16 protein-coding genes and 3 pseudogenes are annotated in these 19,701 nt (G+C 64.0%); 13 read left to right on the top strand and 6 right to left on the bottom strand.

Features of this window, described 5'->3' with window-relative positions; all coding sequences use genetic code 11:
• Nucleotides 1-37 precede the first annotated feature (37 nt).
• Complete coding sequence (ruvX, locus tag A7A08_RS00975; RefSeq protein WP_069093693.1) at nucleotides 38-529, top strand: Holliday junction resolvase RuvX; 492 nt, start codon at nucleotides 38-40, stop codon at nucleotides 527-529.
• Nucleotides 530-541: 12 nt separating this feature from the next.
• On the opposite strand, the gene A7A08_RS00970 is transcribed toward ruvX, so the two are convergent.
• The 3 genes from A7A08_RS00970 to A7A08_RS16100 form a co-directional block, all read right to left on the bottom strand.
• Nucleotides 542-1,321 carry an outer membrane beta-barrel protein gene (locus A7A08_RS00970; RefSeq protein WP_083226341.1) on the bottom strand — a complete coding sequence of 260 codons (780 nt, stop codon included), beginning with the start codon at nucleotides 1,319-1,321 and terminating at the stop codon, nucleotides 542-544.
• A gap of 236 nt (nucleotides 1,322-1,557) precedes the next feature.
• Nucleotides 1,558-2,127 (bottom strand): disulfide bond formation protein B, encoded by a 570-nt coding sequence (locus A7A08_RS00965; protein ID WP_069093691.1) that lies wholly within the window; start codon nucleotides 2,125-2,127, stop codon nucleotides 1,558-1,560.
• Between the two features lie 15 nt (nucleotides 2,128-2,142).
• Nucleotides 2,143-2,298 (bottom strand): DUF5993 family protein, encoded by a 156-nt coding sequence (locus A7A08_RS16100; protein WP_169822885.1) that lies wholly within the window; start codon nucleotides 2,296-2,298, stop codon nucleotides 2,143-2,145.
• Between the two features lie 272 nt (nucleotides 2,299-2,570).
• Between A7A08_RS16100 and A7A08_RS00960 the strand changes: the two are divergent.
• The 8 genes and pseudogenes from A7A08_RS00960 (at nucleotide 2,571) to rpmG (ending at nucleotide 13,002) form a co-directional block, all read left to right on the top strand.
• A pseudogene (locus A7A08_RS00960) lies at nucleotides 2,571-3,526 on the top strand (aspartate carbamoyltransferase catalytic subunit).
• Between the two features lie 5 nt (nucleotides 3,527-3,531).
• A complete protein-coding gene (locus A7A08_RS00955; RefSeq protein ID WP_069094251.1) occupies nucleotides 3,532-4,878 on the top strand; it encodes a dihydroorotase in 1,347 nt (448 codons plus the stop codon).
• A gap of 38 nt (nucleotides 4,879-4,916) precedes the next feature.
• Nucleotides 4,917-5,525 carry a glycerol-3-phosphate 1-O-acyltransferase PlsY gene (gene plsY / locus A7A08_RS00950; RefSeq protein ID WP_069093690.1) on the top strand — a complete coding sequence of 203 codons (609 nt, stop codon included), beginning with the start codon at nucleotides 4,917-4,919 and terminating at the stop codon, nucleotides 5,523-5,525.
• A pseudogene (gene dprA, locus A7A08_RS00945) lies at nucleotides 5,512-6,653 on the top strand (DNA-processing protein DprA). The gene plsY and the pseudogene dprA overlap by 14 nt, the downstream one beginning before the upstream one ends.
• A gap of 481 nt (nucleotides 6,654-7,134) precedes the next feature.
• Nucleotides 7,135-9,810, top strand: coding sequence for a type I DNA topoisomerase (topA, locus tag A7A08_RS00940; protein WP_069093689.1), 2,676 nt, complete (start codon nucleotides 7,135-7,137; stop codon nucleotides 9,808-9,810).
• A gap of 60 nt (nucleotides 9,811-9,870) precedes the next feature.
• Nucleotides 9,871-12,191, top strand: a pseudogene (rnr, locus tag A7A08_RS00935) (ribonuclease R).
• A 66-nt stretch (nucleotides 12,192-12,257) separates the two neighbouring features.
• Nucleotides 12,258-12,758, top strand: a complete 501-nt coding sequence (locus tag A7A08_RS00930) for a DUF983 domain-containing protein (RefSeq protein WP_083226340.1) — start codon at nucleotides 12,258-12,260, stop codon at nucleotides 12,756-12,758.
• Nucleotides 12,759-12,834: 76 nt separating this feature from the next.
• Nucleotides 12,835-13,002, top strand: a complete 168-nt coding sequence (gene rpmG / locus A7A08_RS00925) for a 50S ribosomal protein L33 (protein ID WP_069093688.1) — start codon at nucleotides 12,835-12,837, stop codon at nucleotides 13,000-13,002.
• Nucleotides 13,003-13,625: 623 nt separating this feature from the next.
• Here rpmG and A7A08_RS00920 read toward each other — a convergent pair.
• The 3 genes from A7A08_RS00920 to A7A08_RS00910 form a co-directional block, all read right to left on the bottom strand.
• Nucleotides 13,626-14,999, bottom strand: coding sequence for a PleD family two-component system response regulator (locus A7A08_RS00920; RefSeq protein WP_069093687.1), 1,374 nt, complete (start codon nucleotides 14,997-14,999; stop codon nucleotides 13,626-13,628).
• Nucleotides 15,000-15,006: 7 nt separating this feature from the next.
• Entirely contained in the window at nucleotides 15,007-15,381 is a 375-nt protein-coding gene (locus A7A08_RS00915) for a response regulator (RefSeq protein ID WP_069094249.1), read from the bottom strand.
• A 220-nt stretch (nucleotides 15,382-15,601) separates the two neighbouring features.
• The gene (locus tag A7A08_RS00910; protein ID WP_069093686.1) at nucleotides 15,602-16,465 is read right to left on the bottom strand and encodes a cell envelope integrity EipB family protein; all 864 of its coding nucleotides are present in this window, start codon (nucleotides 16,463-16,465) and stop codon (nucleotides 15,602-15,604) included.
• A 204-nt stretch (nucleotides 16,466-16,669) separates the two neighbouring features.
• Here A7A08_RS00910 and A7A08_RS00905 point away from each other — a divergent pair, with 204 nt between their 5' ends.
• The 4 genes from A7A08_RS00905 (at nucleotide 16,670) to A7A08_RS00890 (ending at nucleotide 19,655) form a co-directional block, all read left to right on the top strand.
• Nucleotides 16,670-17,134 carry a RidA family protein gene (locus A7A08_RS00905; protein ID WP_069093685.1) on the top strand — a complete coding sequence of 155 codons (465 nt, stop codon included), beginning with the start codon at nucleotides 16,670-16,672 and terminating at the stop codon, nucleotides 17,132-17,134.
• A gap of 42 nt (nucleotides 17,135-17,176) precedes the next feature.
• Nucleotides 17,177-17,926, top strand: a complete 750-nt coding sequence (locus A7A08_RS00900; protein ID WP_069093684.1) for a glycerophosphodiester phosphodiesterase family protein — start codon at nucleotides 17,177-17,179, stop codon at nucleotides 17,924-17,926.
• Between the two features lie 17 nt (nucleotides 17,927-17,943).
• Nucleotides 17,944-19,149: a GNAT family N-acetyltransferase gene (locus tag A7A08_RS00895; protein ID WP_069093683.1), complete on the top strand. Its 1,206-nt coding sequence runs from the start codon at nucleotides 17,944-17,946 to the stop codon at nucleotides 19,147-19,149.
• Nucleotides 19,150-19,238: 89 nt separating this feature from the next.
• Nucleotides 19,239-19,655 (top strand): HIT family protein, encoded by a 417-nt coding sequence (locus A7A08_RS00890; protein ID WP_069093682.1) that lies wholly within the window; start codon nucleotides 19,239-19,241, stop codon nucleotides 19,653-19,655.
• The last annotated feature ends 46 nt before the right edge of the window (nucleotides 19,656-19,701 follow it).

Here is a 19,701-nt window from a genome sequence, read left to right as displayed (position 1 = left end):
GTCACGCTTCGCCGCGACTATAGGAAAGCGTAACGCGTTGACAAGGTCACAACCCGGCACGGCGGCGAGTGTTCTGGAGATTCAGGATCTGCCGGCAAAGCTTACCCGAGATGCGCGTCTGCTCGGCCTCGATCTCGGCACCAAGACCATCGGCGTGGCGGTCTCCGACGTCAGCCGATCCATCGCGACTCCCGTCGAGACCGTGAAGCGTACGAAGTTCACCGCCGACATCCAGCCGATCCTGAAGACGATCCAGGAGCTCGGCGTCGGCGCGATCGTGCTGGGGCTTCCCGTCAACATGGACGGCACCGAAGGTCCGCGCGCTCAGTCGACCCGCGCCTTTGCCCGCAATTTGAGCCAGCACATGACGCTTCCCATCGTGTTCTGGGACGAACGCCTCTCCACCGCTGCGGTCGAACGCCATCTCATCGAGGCGGACGCCAGCCGCAAGCGCCGCGGCGAGGTCGTCGACCGCATGGCCGCCGCCTACATCCTACAAGGCGCGCTGGACCGGTTGAAACGGCTCTGAAAGCCGTGCGCCCTAGCGCGAAAACGCTCCGAAATTGACCTTCAGGCCACCGAGAATGGCGTGGGTCACCGCGTCTTCCGACGACACGTACTGGGTGCCCCCGTCCCGGGAACCCTGGAAATCGAAACCGCTTTCATACGTGCCGTTATAGCGCGCAGTCAGAGATATGTTCTCGCTCACGGGCACGTCGAAACCGGCCACCCAGTTGACGCTGAAGGCCGTGTCGCTGTCGTCGATCACGAAGAAGGTCTGATTGGCAGTCCGGAGATTGTTGGCCTTCATCTCCTTGAAGCCAAGTCCAAGACCCAGATAGGGCACGATCGGCGTGTTCATGGCCCGCAGTCCGAGCTTATCGAAGTCATGGATGACGACGCCATGCATCGACCAGCCTTCCAGGGTACCGAGCCCCGGCTCGTTCCCCTGGAGCAGATTGGTCGGCGACACCTGCTTGAAGTTGAAATCGGGACCGTAAGCTTCGCCCCAGGACAGGTTCGCCTCGATGCGCCAGGACGGTGCGAAGTAGTAGCCGAGTTGGAGCTTCGCCAAGTAGGCGCTGTCGAAATCGTAATCGATGACGGCGTCGGCTTCGGAGCCGAACGTATTGCTGAGGTCCGCCTCCACATCGCCGGAGAACGGCGCGCCGAGCATCGCCCCGAAATACCACGGGCTGCTCCCCCCTGAGACGACTGTCCCTTCCGGCACGGACCTGCCGTCAAACCCGCCCGCAATTGCCGGCGTTGCCGCACTTATGACGATCGCCGCGAACGCGACGCCTGCGAATTTCGAATACATTATCAGCCCCCCAATGCGCGAATATCTCTCTCGCTTGCAACGGTGGGGCGATACATTCAACAGCCATCCCGCGAATAAGTCTTTGTGTTGCCAAAGGGTTACGCGTTCACTTCCTGAAGATGCAACCGGACACCCACGCGACGAGCACAACCAGTCCGGCCTGCGCAAACCGAGAAATCGGAGCTATCGCAGCGGGTCGGTGCTAACGGCGCATCCAACGCTTCAAGCGGTTTGCCCTAGCTCTTGTCGAGAAGCTGGTAGCTGGTGGGATTGTCGGCACACAGGCCGCCGCCGCATTCCAGAACCGTGGAGACGCCGTTGGCGACCGCGAGGAGGCCGAAGAACAGGAACGCCGTCTGGGCCAGCCGCCGAGTCGGCAGATCCATCAGCACGAGATCCGACGTCTCAGGCTCGCCGGCGAACTGCCGCTCGAACAGCAGCATGAGCCCGGTGCCCGCGATGATCAGGCAGAAGACGATGAACGCCCAGGTGTAGAAGTGATAGCCGAGGAAGGCGTCGCCATAGGCACCGCTGCCAGGCACCACATGGAGCGCGACCTGCCGCAGAGAAATCGCGCCACCGCACAGCGCCCCGAGGATCGCCATACCGTAGTGCGCCGTCCTCACCCGCAGGACCAGGTTCAGCGCGATCCCGAATCCGGCCGCGAAGAACCCCATTCGCTGCAGCAGGCAGAGCGGGCAAGGTAGATCGTCAAAAAGAAGCTGGTCGGCGAAAGCAAATGACAGGACGATGCAGATGGCGAGCAAGCCAAGAGCGTTCAGTCGCAATGCATTTGCCGGGGTCATCTTGGGCGCCGTCCGTTACAGGCCGATATTCAGAACTTCCGTGGCATGGAATCGGAACAGCACCAGCAAAGTAATCAGACCGGCGAACCAAAAGCCCATTGCCATGTTGCGCCAGTCCGACCAGGCAGCGCCCAGCCCGCAAGCAAATAGGAAAAACGGTAAGCTCATCATGATCTAATCTGGCCCCTTACGCTGCAGCCTCCGCCAGACATGCAGCGCTTATCTCGGATAAGCTTCGGAATTCTTGCATTCTCAGTGATTCGCAACTGGCGGTAAATCCCTCGACGCCAATTCGAGCACTTTGCAACCTGTGCGGCAGCAGGCGTTGCCGCCGCCGGTCCCTCTGAAGCGCATTTACATGTCAGCACCGTTAAGGAGAGGTTGACGACGTGAGCTTCTCTGTCTTGTCGGCTCCGGAGCTCAGGTCTATAGAGTGGCTTTTGATGAGCAGCGCCGCTTCACCTTCCACCACACTCGATTTTCCCCATCGCCATTTGCTTGGCATCGAGGGGCTGAAAGCCCCCGAGATCGAGGGATTGCTCGATCTGGCGGAAGACGCGGCGAAGTCGATCCGGCGCCCCGGAGAAGTGCGCACCGATCTGCGCGGCCGGACCCTCATCAATCTCTTCTTCGAGAATTCCACCCGCACCCAGAGCTCGTTCGAGTTCGCCGCCAAGCGGCTCGGCGCGGATGTCATGAACATGTCGATCCCCACCTCGTCCGTACAGAAGGGCGAGACGCTGATCGATACCGCTGTGACCCTGAACGCTATGTGGCCGGATCTTCTGGTCGTGCGCCATCAGGCCGCCGGCGCGGTGGAGCTGCTGTCCCAGAAGGTCGATTGCTCGGTCATCAACGCCGGCGACGGCGCCCACGAGCACCCGACCCAGGCGCTCCTCGACGCACTGACCATCCGCCGTCACAAGGGCCGCATCTCTCGCCTGATCGTGGCGCTCTGTGGCGACATCCTGCACAGCCGGGTCGCCCGCTCCAATATCCTGCTGCTGAACACAATGGGGGCGCGCGTCCGCGTCATCGGTCCTTCGACCCTGCTCGGCAGCGCCATCCACAAGCTGGGCGTCGAGGTCTACACCTCCATGGAGGAAGGCCTCGCCGACGCGACGTGGTCATGATGCTCCGGCTCCAGCGCGAGCGCATGACCAGCAGCCTGATCCCGAGCCAGCGCGAATATTTCCACTTCTTCGGCCTGGACCAGGAGAAGCTCAAGCTCGCCAAGCCCGACGCCATCGTCATGCATCCCGGCCCTATGAATCGGGGCGTGGAGATCGACTCCGCCGTCGCCGACGACGAGCGCAGCGTCGTGAACGAGCAGGTCGAGATGGGCGTCGCCGTCCGTATGGCGGTCTTGCAGGCCCTCGTCCCTCATTTGCGGAAGTAATGCCGATGCCGATCGACGATCCAGCCCTGAGGCCGGGCGAAACGCCGGACCGGATCGCCTTCGTCAATGCCCGTCTGATCGACCCCGCCACGGGGCTGGACGAGCAAGGCGGGGTCTTGATCGCCAACGGAGAGATCGCCGATACCGGCCGCCATATTCACGGCGAGGCCGGCGGCGACGCCGCGGTGATCGATTGCGGCGGCCATGTCCTGGCGCCGGGCTTGATCGACATGATGGTGTTCACCGGCGAGCCCGGCCATGAGCATCGCGGCACCTTGGCCGATGCGAGCCGGGCCGCGGCGGCGGGTGGGGTCACCTCCATCCTCTCCATGCCCGACACCGATCCCGTGATCGACGATGTCGCCCTGGTGGACTTCATCCTCCGGCGCGCCAGGGACACCGGTGCCGTCAATGTCCACCCCCTCGCTGCCCTGACCAAGGGGCTGCGGGGCGAGGAGATGACCGAGATCGGACTGATGAAGGCCGCAGGCGCCATCGCCGCGACCAATGGCAAGCGCAGCCTCGCCAACGCCAAGGTGATGCGCAACGCCCTGGCCTACGCGAAGGATTTCGACATCCTCGTGATGCACGCCGTCGAGGAGCCGGCCCTTGCGGAGGGCGGCGTGATGAACTCCGGCGAGGTTTCCATGCGGCTGGGGCTCAAGGGCATCCCGTCCGCCGCCGAGGCCATCATGCTGGAGCGCGACATCCGCCTCGTGGAGATGACCGGCGCCCGCTACCACGCCGCCGAGATTTCCTGCCGGGCCTCCCTCGAGATCGTCCGCGCCGCCAAGGAGAAGGGGCTGCCCGTCACCTGCGGGGTTTCCATCAACCACCTCGCGCTCAACGAGAACGATATCGGCCCCTACCGCACATTCTTCAAAATGCGCCCGCCCCTGCGCGCCGAGGACGACCGCCAGGCCATGGTCGAGGGGCTCGCCTCCGGTGATATCGACGTCATCGTCTCCGCCCACGATCCCCAGGATGCCGATGTGAAGCGTCATCCCTTCGCGGACGCCGCCTATGGCGCGGTGGGCCTGGAAACCATGCTCGCCGTCGCCTTGCGCCTCCATCACAACGAGGAAGTGGCGCTGACCACCCTGCTCCGGGCCATGACCGCAAATCCGGCCGGCATTCTGGGGCTGGAGGCGGGACGGCTCGCCATCGGCGCACCGGCGGATCTGGTGCTGATCGACTTGGACACGCCCTGGGTGGTGGATCCGGAGGCCTTGCACTCGAAATCGAAGAACACACCCTTCGACCAGGCGCGGCTCCAAGGGCGTCCGCTCGCAACCCTCGTTGCAGGCCGCGTCGTCTACAACTACGCTGAATCCGCACCCGGCGAGGTCTAGCCGGACGCGATTCGGAGAGACCTTTGGGGGGAGCTCTCGTGACGGAGATTAGCTGGAGCCTTGCGCTCGTCTACGCGGCCGCGTTTTTCGGCGGCTATCTGTGCGGCTCGATACCGTTCGGCCTGATCCTCACCCGCGCCGCGGGGCTGGGCGATCTCCGCCAGATCGGTTCCGGCAATATCGGCACCACCAACGTCCTGCGCACGGGCAACAAGTGGCTTACCGCCGCGACCCTCGCCGGCGACGTGCTCAAGGGCACGATCCCCGTCCTCCTCGCCATGTATTTTCTCGGCCCGATTCCGGCGATCGTCGCCGGCATCGGCGCGTTCCTGGGCCATCTCGCTCCGATCTGGCTCGGCTTCCGCGGCGGAAAGGGCGTCGCGACCTATATCGGCGTCCTGCTCGGCCTTTACTGGCCCGCCGCCCTGCTCTTCTGCGCGGTCTGGCTGCTGATCGCCTTCACCACGCGCTACTCGTCACTCTCCGCCCTCGTCGCCGCCCTGGTCACGCCCGCCGTGCTCGCCTATACCGCATCGCCGCCCCTCGTGATCGCATCGGTGGTGCTGAGCGTGCTCCTCATCCTGCGCCACCAAGGCAATATCGCCCGTCTTATCCGCGGCGAGGAGACGCGCATTGGACAGCGGTGAGACCGGCAACGAACCGCGTCCCCGCCTGACCGAGACCCAGCGGCTGGCGTGGTTGCGTCTCATCCGCACCGAGAATGTCGGCCCTGCCACCTTCCGCGCCCTGGTCAACCAGTTCGGCGGCGCCGAAGCCGCGCTCGAAGCTCTGCCCGAGCTCTCCCGGCGCGGCGGCCGCCCATCGATCCGCATCTGCAAGCACGAGGATGCCGAGCGCGAGCTCGCCGCGGCGCGGCGGATCGGCGCCGAGCCTGTGGTCACGGGCGAGCCCGGCTATCCTCCGAGCCTCGCCAATGTCGAGCGCCCCCGCCCCTCATCTATATCAAGGGAAGGCCGGAGCTCGCCGACCGCCCCATCGTCGCCATCGTCGGTGCACGGAACGGATCCGCCATCGGCCAGAAATTCACCCGGCAAATCTCGGCCGAGCTGGGCATGGAGGGTATCGTCGTGGCCTCCGGCCTCGCCCGCGGCATCGACACCGCCGCCCATCGCGCGAGCCTGGAACGGGGGACCATCGCCGTGCTCGCGGGCGGCATCGACAATATCTATCCGCCGGAGAACGCCGAGCTGCACGAGGCCATCGGACGGGACGGTCTGCTGATCAGCGAACGGCCGCCCGGCTTCAAGCCCCGCGGCCAGGACTTCCCGCGCCGCAACCGTCTGATTTCGGGCATATCTCTGGGCGTCGCCGTGATCGAGGCCGCCAAACGGTCCGGCTCCCTGATCACGGCCCGCTTTGCCGGCGAGCAGGGCCGCGACGTCTTCGCCGTGCCGGGCAGCCCGCTTGATCCGCGCGCCGCCGGCACCAACGCGCTCCTGAAGGACGGCGCGACCCTGATCACCGGCGCCGCCGACATCCTCGAAGCGCTGGCTCCCGTGATCGGCCGCCGCCCGGAACCGCCGCGGTCATTGGAAGCAGCCGACGAGCATCCGGAGCCCCTGCCCGATATCGAGCAGTCCGAGCGCGAGATCATTCTCTCTGCCCTCGGCCCCAGCCCCATCGATATCGACGAGCTGATCCGAGCCACGGGAATCGCGGCCCGCAAAGTCCAGATCGTGCTTCTTGAGCTGGACCTTGCAGGCCGGCTGGAACGCCATGGCCAGCAGCTCGTTTCCGTGGTGGATGAGGAGTGAAGCCGCCTCAGCGCGAATCGATCCTGACCTTTTCGGCCCGGGCTTCTTCCATCGCGACCTCTATAAGATAGGCGAGGAACCGCAGTTCCGCGCCGTTTGCCACATCCTTGAGGCCTTTCAGCATGCCGGCGAGATAGTCGGCTGCTTCGGCGCGCTCAATCTTGAACCGGTGTATCGTCCCTTTTGGGCACGCCTGTCCTCTTACGCGCTTTCGGGCTTTGTTTTCGGCCCGGATTATTGCTTCGACCCAGCCCTGTCAGCTTGTCCTCGTGGAGAATCAGACCCCATACCCCCGATACGCGAAGACTCGCCGAGATACGACTAATGGTTGTATTGATTATTTGATACGCCTTTGAGTTGTCAACCGCCTGAAAGAGCGGAAATTGACACCTTGACCGCGAGACACCATTTTCGCGCGTAGCAGGGCTACGGCCAGACGCGTCAAGACAGGCCGTCCCAGAATCTCCCAGGCAGGAACCGGATGAATATCGTCATCGTGGAATCGCCGGCTAAGGCGAAGACCATCAACAAATATCTCGGCTCGGACTATCAGGTCCTGGCCTCCTACGGTCATGTCCGGGATCTGCCGTCGAAGGACGGGTCCGTCCTGCCCGATAACGACTTCGAGATGCATTGGGATGTGGATCCCAAATCGGCCAAGCGCCTGAACGAGATCACCCGCGCCGTGAAGGGCGCCGACAAGCTGATCCTCGCAACCGACCCCGACCGCGAAGGCGAGGCCATCTCCTGGCATGTCCTTCAGGTTCTGGACGGCAAAAAGGCTCTGAAAGGCGTCGACGTCGAACGCGTGGTGTTCAACGCGGTGACGAAGGAAGCGGTGCTCGACGCCATTGCTCACCCCCGCAAGATCGACGAACCCTTAGTCGACGCCTATCTCGCGCGGCGCGCTCTGGACTATCTCGTGGGCTTCACCCTTTCGCCCGTCCTGTGGCGGAAGCTGCCCGGCTCCCGCTCTGCAGGCCGCGTGCAGTCCGTCGCCTTGCGGCTGGTCTGCGACCGCGAAATGGAGATCGAGGCCTTCAAGCCCCAGGAATACTGGTCCATCACGACCGAGCTCGCGACCACCCAGGGCGAGACCTTCAAGGCGCGCCTGGCCGCCGCAGACGGCAAGAAGCTCGACAAGTTCGACATCCCGGACGAGCAGACCGCCACCAAGCTGAAGGCGGCCCTGGAAGGCGGCCGCTTCACCGTGGCCCAGGTCGAGAAGAAGCCGACCAAGCGGAATCCGTACCCGCCCTTCACGACCTCGACCCTGCAGCAGGAAGCCTCGCGCAAATACGGCTTCTCGCCCCGCCACACCATGCAGATCGCTCAGCAGCTCTACGAGGGCGTCGATATGGGCGGTGAGACGGAAGGCCTCATCACCTATATGCGTACGGACGGCGTGCAGATCGTGCCCGAGGCCATCGCCGCCTGCCGGAAGCGTCTGGCGAGCCTCTATGGCGATCGCTACCTGCCGCCCTCTCCGCGCCATTACCAGACCAAGGCCAAGAACGCCCAGGAAGCCCACGAGGCTATCCGCCCGACCGACTTCACCAAGGAGCCGGACCGCATCGCTCGTTACCTCCAGTCCGATGCCGCCAAGCTCTACAAGCTGATCTGGCAGCGCACCCTGGCCAGCCAGGCGGCAAGCGCCGAGATCGAACGCACCTCGGTGGATATCGATGTCGCTGGCAGCGATGGTAAGACTTACGGCGTGCGCGCCACCGGCCAGGTGATCCGCTTCGACGGCTTCCTGAAGCTCTACGACGAGGGCCGCGACGATCAGGACGGCGACGACAGCGCGGTTCTCCCGCCCCTCGCCGAGAAGGATCAGCTCCAGGCCCGCGAGATCCTGCCGGAGCAGCATTTCACCCAGCCCCCGCCCCGCTACACCGAGGCGACCCTCATCAAGAAGATGGAGGAGCTGGGCATCGGCCGGCCGTCCACCTATGCGGCCACCATGAATGTCTTGCGGGACCGCGAATATGTGCGCCTCGACAAGAAGCGTCTCTATCCGGAGGACAAGGGCCGCCTGGTCACCGCCTTCCTGAAGAGCTTCTTCGAGCGCTATGTGGAATACGACTTCACCGCCGATCTGGAGGAGAAGCTCGATCGTATCTCCGCCGGCGATCTCGCCTGGCGTGAGGTCCTGCGCGATTTCTGGCGCGACTTCACCGGCGCGGTGGAAGAAATCGGCGATCTTCGCATCGCCCAGGTGCTCGATGCTCTCAACGAGATTCTCGGGCCTCATATCTTTCCCCCGACCGAACCGGGCAAGGACCCCCGCGCCTGCCCCGCCTGCGGCGACGGCCAGCTGAGCCTGAAGGTCGGCCGATTCGGCGCGTTCGTCGGCTGCTCGAACTATCCCGACTGCCGCTACACGCGGCAGCTCGCCGAGACCGGCGATAAGGGCGATGCGGCAGCTTCCGCCGACGGCAAGGTGCTGGGCTCGGATCCCGAGACCGGCATGGAGATCACGTTGAGAGATGGCCGGTTCGGCCCCTATATCCAACTTGGCGAGGCCAAGGACGGCGAGAAGCCGAAGCGCGCGTCGATCCCCAAGGGCGACGATGTCTCGGCCATCGATCTGGAGCGCGCCCTTGCGCTGCTCTCGCTGCCCCGCGAGATCGGCAAGCATCCCGAGACCGGCGAACCGATCACGGCCGGCTTCGGTCGCTACGGCCCCTATGTCCACCACCAGAAGACCTATGCCAGCCTGTCGAGCCCCGAAGAGGTTTTCACCGTCGGTGCCAACCGCGCCATCAGCCTGCTGGCCGAGAAGGCTGCCTCACGCGCCAAGCGCGGCGGTACCGTGCTGAAGGAGCTCGGTGAGCATCCGGAGCTGAAGGGGCCCGTCCAGGTGATGAGCGGCCGCTACGGCCCCTACGTGAAGCACGAGAAGATCAATGCCACCCTGCCCAAGGACAAGGAGCCGGAATCGGTCACCATGGAAGAGGCGGTGCGGCTGATCGCGGACCGCGCCGAGAAAACCGGCAAGGGCGGCGCCAAGAAGAGCGCGAAGAAATCCACGGCCAAAAAGCCGGCAGCCAAGAAGGCCACGGCGAAGAAGGCGACGGCAAAGAAATCGACGTCCAAGAAGTCCGCAGAGAAGAAGAACGGCAGCGAGGAGACCGTCGAAGAGACGGCCGAATAAGCCCCTTTGGCAAATCCAAAACCGACCCGCAACAAACCGTCACGCAAAAGGCCAGCCGGCATAAAGCCGTCCGGCGTGAGCAAACCGGCCTCGCTTCCGAGCAAGCAGCAGGTGCTCGACTTCATTCAGTCGAGCGATGAGAAGGTCGGCAAGCGCGAGATCGCGCGCGAATTCGGGATCAAGGGCGCGGCTCGCATCCCTTTGAAGGCCCTGCTGCGGGAGATGACCGACGAAGGTCTCATCGCAGGCTCCAAGAAGAAGCTCCAGAAGCCGGACGAGCTGCCGCCCGTCACGGTGGTCCGCATCACCGGACGCGACGAGGACGGCGAGTTCGTCGCCACACCCGCCTCCTGGGACGAGGAAGTCGGCCCACCGCCCCGCATCCTCGTGGCCGGCAGCCGTCAGCGCAGCGAGGCCGCGGGCGTCGGCGATCGTGTGCTCGCCCGCATCGAGAGGCTGAACGACGATACCTATCCCTATCTCGCCAGGCCCATAAAGAAGCTTTCCACCGGTCCGCGCACTTTGCTGGGCATCTATCGCGATCGGGGCGAGGACGGCGTCATCGATCCGGTCGACCGCAAGCAACTGAAAGAGTTTCGGGTACCGCGCACCGATCGGAATGAGGCTGAGGACGGCGAACTCGTCCGGTTCGAGATGTCGCGCTCGCCGCGCTACGGCTCGGGTACGGCCCGGATTGTGGAACGGCTCGGCAATCCTCAAGACCAGCGCGCCACGAGCCTGATCGCCATCCACGCTCACGGGATCCCGGATGTCTTCCCGCAAGCCGCCCTCGAGGAGGCCGAAGCGGCCACGCCTCCCGGCATGGAAGGCCGAGAGGATCTGCGCCAAATCCCGTTGGTCACCATCGACCCGGCCGATGCCCGCGACCACGACGATGCGGTTTGGGCGGAGGCCGACGACGATCCGGACAACAAGGGCGGCCATATCGTCATGGTGGCGATCGCCGACGTCTCGGCCTACGTGACGCCGGGCAGTGCCCTCGACAAGGAGGCCCGCACCCGCGGCAACTCGGTCTATTTCCCGGACCGCGTGGTCCCCATGCTGCCCGAGCGCATCTCTAACGATCTCTGCTCCCTGGTCGAAGGCGAGCCCCGCCCCTGCCTTGCGGTGCGTATGGTCTACGACGCCGGCGGTCACAAGAAGAGCCACCGCTTCATGCGTGGCATGATGCGCTCAGCGGCGAGCCTGACCTACCAGCAGGCCCAAGCTGCAATCGACGGCAACCCGGACGATCAGACGGGACCGCTCCTCGAGCCCGTCCTGAAGCCGCTCTGGACGGCCTATCGGGCCATGGCCAAGGCCCGCGACAAGCGCGCCCCCCTCGATCTCGACCTGCCGGAGCGCAAGATCAAGCTCGACGATAAGGGAGAGGTCGCCGACATCGTCACCCCGCCCCGGCTGGAGGCCCATCGTCTCATCGAGGAGTGCATGATCGCGGCCAATGTCGCCGCCGCCGAAACCCTCGAGGCGGAGAGCACCCCCCTCGTCTACCGCGTCCACGATGCGCCGTCGGACGAGAAAGTCGCCGCCCTCTCAGACTTCCTGCGCACTCTCGACATCAGCTTCGCCAAGGCGGGCGTGATGAAGCCGGCCCAGTTCAACCGCATCCTGGACATGACCAAGGACACGCCGGTCGCCGACCTGGTTCAGGAAGTCGTGCTTCGCAGCCAGTCCCAGGCGGAATATACCCCGGGCAATTACGGCCATTTCGGCCTCAATCTCCGCCGCTATGCCCACTTCACCTCGCCCATCCGCCGCTATGCGGATCTCATCGTCCACCGGGCGCTGATCCGCGCCCTGGGGCTGGGATCGGGCGGGCTGACCGATGCCGAGATCGAGCGGCTGGAAGAGACGGCGCAGCAGATCTCCGATACCGAGCGCCGGGCCATGTCGGCGGAGCGCGAGACCGTCGACCGGCTCATCGCGTCTTTCCTCGCCGACCGGGTCGCGCCCGCTTCCACGGCAAGATCTCCGGCGTGACGGGCTCGGGGCTTTTCGTGCAGCTCAAAGAGACGGGCGCCGACGGCTTCATTCCCGCCTCGACCGTCGGCGACGAGTATTACTATCACGATGAGGCCCACCGGGCCCTTGTGGGCGAGGACACCGGCCGCGCCTATCAGCTCGGCGATATGGTGGATGTGAAGCTGGTCGAGGCGATCCCGACGGCGGGCGCTCTGCGCTTCGAGCTTCTCACCGAAGGAAAGCAGATCGGCATCAAGCCGAGCGGTGCACGCCACCGCCGTTTTCGGACCGGGGCGCGCGGCAAACCCGGGGGCCGTGGTCGCGGCAAGTCGAAGCGGCCCGGTGCCAAGCCGGGCAAGCGCAAGCCTGCCAGCCGGTCCGGCAGCGGCAAACGATAGCACCGCCGTGACTGGCGGCGACCGATCCGCCGCGCTACTCTCGCCCCAATCAATTTGGAGGAAATGATGTCACACGCGACCCAAGCGGACGTGACCCAGACCAAGCCCGCCCAGATCGATGGCCGCAGCACCGGCGAACGCCGCTGGGGCGAGGCCCTCTGGCGCGGCACGCTCTGCCGCTGTCCGGCCTGCGGCGAAGGCAAGGTCTTCCGCAAGTACCTGAAGGTCAGCGATCATTGCGGCCAGTGCGGCGAGGCGCTTCATCATCACCGGGCGGACGACGCTCCGCCCTACGTCACCATCTCCATCGTCGGACATGTCGTGGTGGGATCGATGATGACCGTCGAGATGGCGTACCGGCCCGAGCTCTGGGTGCATTGGGTGCTTTGGCTCCCCCTCACGGTGATCCTATCGCTTCTCCTGCTGCCCCCCATCAAAGGCGGCCTTATCGGGCTCCAATGGGCCCTGCTGATGCACGGATTCGACCCCGATCACGTCGAGGATCTCGATGAATCGGACCCCGGCCGCCCCGGCGAGCCGGTCTCCTATCCACCGGCGCAGTCGTGACGCCAATCGGTCTTGACTTCGCAAGACCACCGAGTAGGGTGCGCTCCGCGCATATCTGCCCGATCAAGGAAGAAAAATGGCTAAGCCGATCACACAGAAGATCAAGCTCGTAAGCAGCGCGGGCACTGGGTATTTCTACGTCACCAAGAAGAACCCGCGGAATTCGACCGAGAAGCTCGCGCTCAAGAAGTACGATCCCGTCGCGCGCAAGCACGTCGAATTCAAGGAAGCGAAGATCAAGTAGCTGCCCTGCCCGGCAGAGGCCGCTCCGCGGCACGCTTCAGATTTTCGATTTTTCCAGATTATCCGCCAAATGCCGTCCCCTCGGGACGGCAGGCCCAGAAATGACCAACCCCGCAGCCATGCAGGTTAAGCGGGGTAGCTCCTGCGTGGACTACGGGGCTGGTCGGCAAGTCAAAGACCAAAGAGGGCTTGGCCGTTTGACTTGGTGGTCGACCGAAACGCGGCGCTAACGAGGAGGCCACTCAAACCGCGCTTCGGCCGACCGAACCCCACGGACCCAGGAGATGCGGCGGACCTGAGCATTCCGTAGGGCTATCCCGAAAATTGTAGGCGAGGCAGCATTCGGACGAAGTCCCGGGGAGCGCCCCACGCCCCGAAGAAGTCCCTATCCCTCGTTCGATCGGAGCCCTGCCGATATTAACCGACGGCACGATCCGATGATAACAATCTTTATCTTTTGCTTAATACGCTAAAATATTAGTCATTGTAAAGCGTTGGGCGAAACGCCTCATTTCCCGAAATAAGTCGTGCGAAGTCAACTATTGACGGGGCGAGAACCGCAAAGCGATTCGCCTAGTCCATCAGCGGCGGTAGTCTGTCTTGAACTGAAGCCGCGCGCCAGAGCTACGCGGCGTCTGCCACGACCTTGTTCCGGCCGTCCCGCTTGGCGCAGTAAAGCGCCTGATCCGCCCGTCGGAGAATGATCTCTGGCGTGTCTTCCGGAAACTCGAATGTGGCCACGCCCATGCTCGCCGTAATGTCGAGCTTGCTGTCGCCCTCGCCGCAGGAGAACGGAACCTCCGCGATCGCCAGGCGGAGCCGTTCGGCGACCTTATAGGCATTCGCGATGTCCGTATCGGGCATCACCACGACGAACTCCTCGCCCCCCATGCGGCAGGCGAGGTCGATGCCGCGGATGTTGCGGCGGACGCGGGTGGCGAAATCCTTCAGCACCAGATCGCCGACGTCATGGCCGTGGGTATCGTTCACCGACTTGAAATGGTCGATGTCGATGACCAGCACCGAAAGCGGCCGCCCGCTCTGGGCGGATTCGTCGAACAGCGTGGAGAGGTGGCTGTTCATGTAACGCCGGTTATGGAGCGCAGTCAGCGGATCGAGCACGGCCATCTCCACCGACTCTTCCAGCCGGGTGCGGAGATACTGCACGTAGCGCTTCCGCTTGATCTGGGTGCGGACCCGGGCGAGCAGCTCGGCCGGATCGATCGGGCGCGTGATGTAGTCGTTGACGCCGATATCGAGACCGCGCAGAAGCCGGGCGTTCTCCCCCTCCTCCACGATGATCAGGATCGGCAGATGCCGTGTGCGGTCCAGGGATCGGACCTGCGAGCAGAGACGCAAGCCGTCGGCATGCTGCAGACCGAGACTGACGATCATCAGGTCGTAGCCGGCGTCGGGCAGCTCCAGCAATGCGCGGGACGGGTCGCTCTCCAGCTCGACGTTGTAATGGGGCTTCAAGGCCTCGATGATCCGCTCCGCCGCCGAAGGGCGGTCTTCGACCAGGAGGATCTTGCCGCTATCGGAGAGCTGCTGAAGCTCGCTCTCGCCGATCGCGGACATGCCCATCTGCGAGCCCGTCGAAGCACGCATGAGCATCTCATCGGTCAGCATCTTGAGCCGCGCGAGGTTCTTGACCCGCGTGATCAGGGCGACATCGTCGACCGGCTTGGTGAGAAAGTCGTCGGCGCCCGCCTCCAGCCCCTGCAGCTTGTCGGCCGGCTGATCAAGCGCGGTGATCATGATCACCGGAATATGCTGAGAGCGCGGCTCCGCCTTCAACCGGCGGCAGACCTCGAACCCGTCCATGCCGGGCATCATCACGTCGAGCAAGACGATATCGATGCGTTCCCGTGCGCAGATCTGCAGCGCCTCCGGTCCGCTATAGGCGCAAGCCACCTCGAAGTAGTCGGCGGTCAACCGGGCTTCCAGCAGCTTGACGTTTGTATCGATGTCGTCGACGACGAGAATACGGGCCGTCATGGCGCTCCTAGTGGGCTTCGCCTATAAACTGCTTCACCGTATCGATGAAGGTCGCAACAGAGATTGGCTTGGAGATGTAAGCCTCGCAACCTCCCTCGCGAATCCGCTCTTCGTCGCCCTTCATGGCAAATGCCGTGACGGCGACCACCGGGATCTGCCGAAGGCTGTCGTCTTCCTTCAGCCATTTGGTGACTTCCAGCCCGGAAACCTCCGGCAGCTGGATATCCATCAGAATAAGATCCGGCCGATGCTCACGCGCCAATGAAAGCGCTTCCATACCATTGCGCGTCTGCAAGGTCTCATAGCCATGAGCGTCGAGGAGATCGTGAAACAGCTTCATATTGAGCTCGTTGTCTTCCACGATCAGTACAGTTTTGCTCATGAACTTCAGCCCTGGCGGGACGCTTTCTTCTACCGCGTTGACGCGACTGGTTTGCCCAGTCTCGCCGGATTGCGGCCAAGCCGTCCAAAACATGTGTGGGTTCCCTCGTCCTGTTGTCCCCGATTGGACACCAGCACCGGTAACCAAACCCTTTAGGCCTTAATAAAAAAGGCGAAGTTCGATCGATCGCGAAGCCTCGTCACGATGGCCGGGCATCTGTTCAATCGCAAGTATCTTTCTGAAGATACTCCAATTGGCTCAGGTTTCCCTCGATTGAGAAGTCGCCGTAATCGATCTGAAGCTTTCGGCTCACGCCATTTTCGTACAGCAGAAAATCGATCTGATAGGCGGGTGTCAGGTCCCCTCCCTTGGTCTCGAAATAGCCGATGGAGATCGGCCACGACCGCAGCTTGTCGAGCCCCCGCTCCTTCGCCGGCGCCTCGAGATCCTTGTCGCTTCCGGGGGGGCGCGCGTCGCCGATGAACGAGGTCGTGTCGTAGACCTTCTGGCCTTGCTCCGAGCCGTCATAAAGCTCGGCCTCGAGCATGGACCTGCCCGCCTTGGCCGCATCGATCACCGCCAGGCTGTGCTGGGTCGGAAACAGCACCTTCGGCGAAAGATTGAGTTCGGCCTGGGCCGGCTGGGTCAGCCGCACCTGCACCTCGTTCGGCGTCTGCCGCAAAGCCCGGCCCATGGTGACGTCGCCGAGCTTGTCATTCAGATACTGGGCCGACTGGAAGCGGAACTTGTTGCCGTGGCCCTCCTCCCAGGTCGAGGAGCGCAGATCCGTCAGATTGGTTTCGCCTTGGCTGTCGGTCATTTGCGTGACCATGCGCATATTGAGGGTGTAGCCCTCGCATTCGGACCCGGAGAACTCGTAGACCATCCGGCCGTCGACACCCACGATGCCCGAGGCCGAACGCGCATCCGAAAGCCGCATCTCGTAAATCGCGCGGTGGGGCTGCAGCGTCACCTCTTCGGCGCTGGCTGCCATGGATCCCGCCATGGAGCTTGCCAAGGAAGCGCCGCAGAGTAGCGCGGCAAGCGTCAGCACACGGACGGTATCGGGAACGTGTCGGAACATGGCGAACGGCAACGAGACACACCTCCTGAACGGGCTGGCCGGTAGCCCACGACTTCGTGGTTTGTCGCACCAACGCTCAGCATCTACAAGAGCTTCGCGATGCGTCTTGCGCCTTTCGGGGTTTTGAATCATGGTCCTGAGGACCCGCCGGGAGAGCGGTGCACCACCCACGCGAATACCATTCGAGAAGATGCGGAAGGATCCATGACGGGAGAAATCGAAGCACGGCTCAAGGCGCTCAACCTCGCTCTGCCAGAGGTCGCAAGCCCCGTGGCCAACTACGTCCCCTTCCTGCATATCAACGGCTTCCTCTACGTCTCCGGACAGCTTCCCATGCGCGACGGCAAGGTCGCGGTGACGGGACAACTCGGCAGCGGTCTCGACGTGGAAGACGGCATGGAGGCCGCCGGCATCTGCCTCATGAACATCCTGGCCCAGGCCAAGAACGCGCTGGGCGACCTCGATCGCATCGCCCAGGCGGTCCGCCTCAGCGGTTTCGTCAATTCGACCGCCGACTTCACCGATCATCCTAAGGTCGTGAACGGGGCGTCCGATTTGCTGGTCGAGATCCTGGGCGATAAGGGGCGCCACACGCGCGCCGCCGTCGGCTGCTCGAGCCTGCCGCTCGGCGCCGCCGTCGAGATCGATGCAATCTTCGCGATCGAATAGGCTCCCGGGGCAAGACTCGGAGCGAAATTGGACTCCAGCACAATGGCTTATAGCGGTGGGCTCGACTGGCTGAAGAGGCCCATCGCCCATCGCGGTTTGCACGATCGGCAAACCGGCATTGTCGAGAACACCGCCTCCGCTGTGGAGGCGGCCATCGCCGCCGGGTTCGGCATGGAGGTCGATCTCCGGGCGGCCCGCGGCCATGTCCCCGTGGTCTTCCACGACGAGACCCTGGAGCGGCTTACCGAAGGCGAAGGCAAGGTCGCCGACCACGACGTGGAGACCTTGCGCCAGCTCGCGATGCGGGGGACCGGCGACCGTATCCTCACCCTGCCCGAGCTTCTCGACCTGGTCGCAGGTCGCGCACCGCTGATCCTGGAAATCAAGAGCGAGTGGAACCGGGACCGGCGTTATGAGGCCAACATCGCCGAAGCCCTCCGCAACTATAACGGTCCGGTCGCCATCATGTCCTTCGACCCGTGGTGCGTCGCGGCCTTCCGCCGTCTCGCACCGGACCTGCCCCGCGGCCTCGTCTCCGAATGGATGTCACGGCGGAGCTTCCAGAAGCAGATCGGCATCTGGCAGCGCTTCGCCATGCGCCACCTCTTGACCGCCTCCATCGCCAAACCCCATTTCATTGCATACGATATCCAGGCCTTGCCGACCTTCGCCACCCGGCTGGCGCGGTGGTGGGGCCTGCCGCTTCTGACCTGGACCGTGCGGACGGAGTTCCAACGTGCCAAGGCCGAAGCGCTCGCCGACGCCATGATTTTCGAGGAGATCAGGCCTTAGCCTGAGACCGCAAACCTTTGGGTGACATCGAAAATATCGTCGTGCGCGCCATCGCAGGCGTGGCCGAGATCGACCCCGAAACCTGGGACGCCTGCGCCGAAGGCATTCCCCTGGACGCGACCGGAATCGAAGTTTTAGGCCGCCGCCGCAACCCCTTCCTCGCCCACGCTTTTTTGCACGCTCTGGAAGCCTCCGGCTCCGCCTGCGCCGATACCGGCTGGCTGCCCCGCCATCTCGTCCTGGAATCGCCCGACGGCGAGATCGAAGGCGTCATGCCCTGCTATCTGAAGGCCCATTCCATGGGCGAATACGTCTTCGACCACGGCTGGGCCGATGCGTATGAGCGGGCGGGCGGCGACTACTATCCCAAGCTCCAGGCGAGCGTTCCCTTCACTCCCGTCACGGGCCCGCGGCTGCTGGTCCGCGACGGGCCGGACCGCGCCGAGCGCCAGAACCTGCTGTTGCGCGCCGCGGCCGGCTTCACCGAGCAGCTCGACGTCTCGTCGCTCCACATCACCTTCCTCACCCGCCCCGAATGGGAGCTTGCGGGCGAGATCGGCTTCCTCCAGCGAACCGACCAGCAGTTCCACTGGCGGAACCAGGGCTACGAGAGTTTCGACGGCTTCCTCGACGCGCTGGCCTCTCGCAAGCGCAAGGCCCTGCGAAAGGAGCGTCGCCAGGCGGTGGAGAACGGCATCGAGATCGAATGGGTCACGGGCGCCGACCTCACCGAGGCCCATTGGGACGCCTTCTACGAATTCTATCAGGACACCGGCGCGCGCAAATGGGGCCGCCCCTATCTGAACCGCGCCTTCTTCTCCATGATCGGCGAGACCATGGCCGACGATCTGCTGCTGGTCTTCGCCAAGCGGGAGGGCCGTTACATCGCCGGCGCCCTCAACGTGATCGGGGTCGATACGCTGTTCGGCCGCTACTGGGGTTGCACCGAGCACCATCCCTATCTGCATTTCGAGATCTGCTATTACCAGGCCATCGACTTCGCTATTCGCCACGGCTTGAAGACTGTCGAGGCCGGCGCCCAAGGCGAGCACAAGCTCGCCCGCGGCTACCTCCCGACCGAGACCTACAGCGTCCATTATTGCCGTGACGCAGCCCTCGCCCGAGCTGTCGCCGATTTCCTGAAACGCGAGCGTGCCGCCGTGACCCACGAGATGGCCTTCCTGTCCGAGGAAAGCCCCTACAAGAAAGACGGCGGGTCGTAAGCGCCCGAAAAGCGCAGCCGTGCGTTGCGCCGGCCCTAGGCAAATGTCAAAACCCGGGCAATCATTCGGACGCTTGAGGGAGGGCGCGCATGGCTTACGATCCGGACAATATCTTCGCCAAGATGCTGAAGGGGGAGATCCCCTGCCATAAGATCTACGAGGACGAGAACACCCTCGCCTTTCTCGACATCATGCCCCGCTCCGAAGGCCACACCCTGGTGATCCCGAAGGCCGAAACCGAGAACCTGTTCGACGTCTCGCCTGATGTGTTGGCCAAGACCATGGCGGTGGTCCAGACGCTCGCGCCCAAGATTCGCGACGCTGCCGGCGCCGACGGCGTTCTGATCCAGCAGTTCAACGGGGCGGCCGCCGGCCAGACCGTCTTCCACCTCCACTTCCACATCGTGCCCCGGAAAGAAGGCGTCGACCTCAAGCCCCATGCCGGCGACATGGCCGACCAGGACGAGCTCGCTAAGACTGCCGAGACGATCCGGGCGGCGCTTTAGAGGTCGAGCGCTTCCGCAAACAACTACGTCATCCCGGCGAAAGCCG

Origin of the sequence: Methyloligella halotolerans, assembly GCF_001708935.1 — a bacterium.
Lineage (GTDB): Bacteria > Pseudomonadota > Alphaproteobacteria > Rhizobiales > Methyloligellaceae > Methyloligella > Methyloligella halotolerans.
The sequence above is the reverse complement of the archived record's forward strand: the minus strand, read 5'-3'. Positions and strand labels throughout refer to the sequence as shown.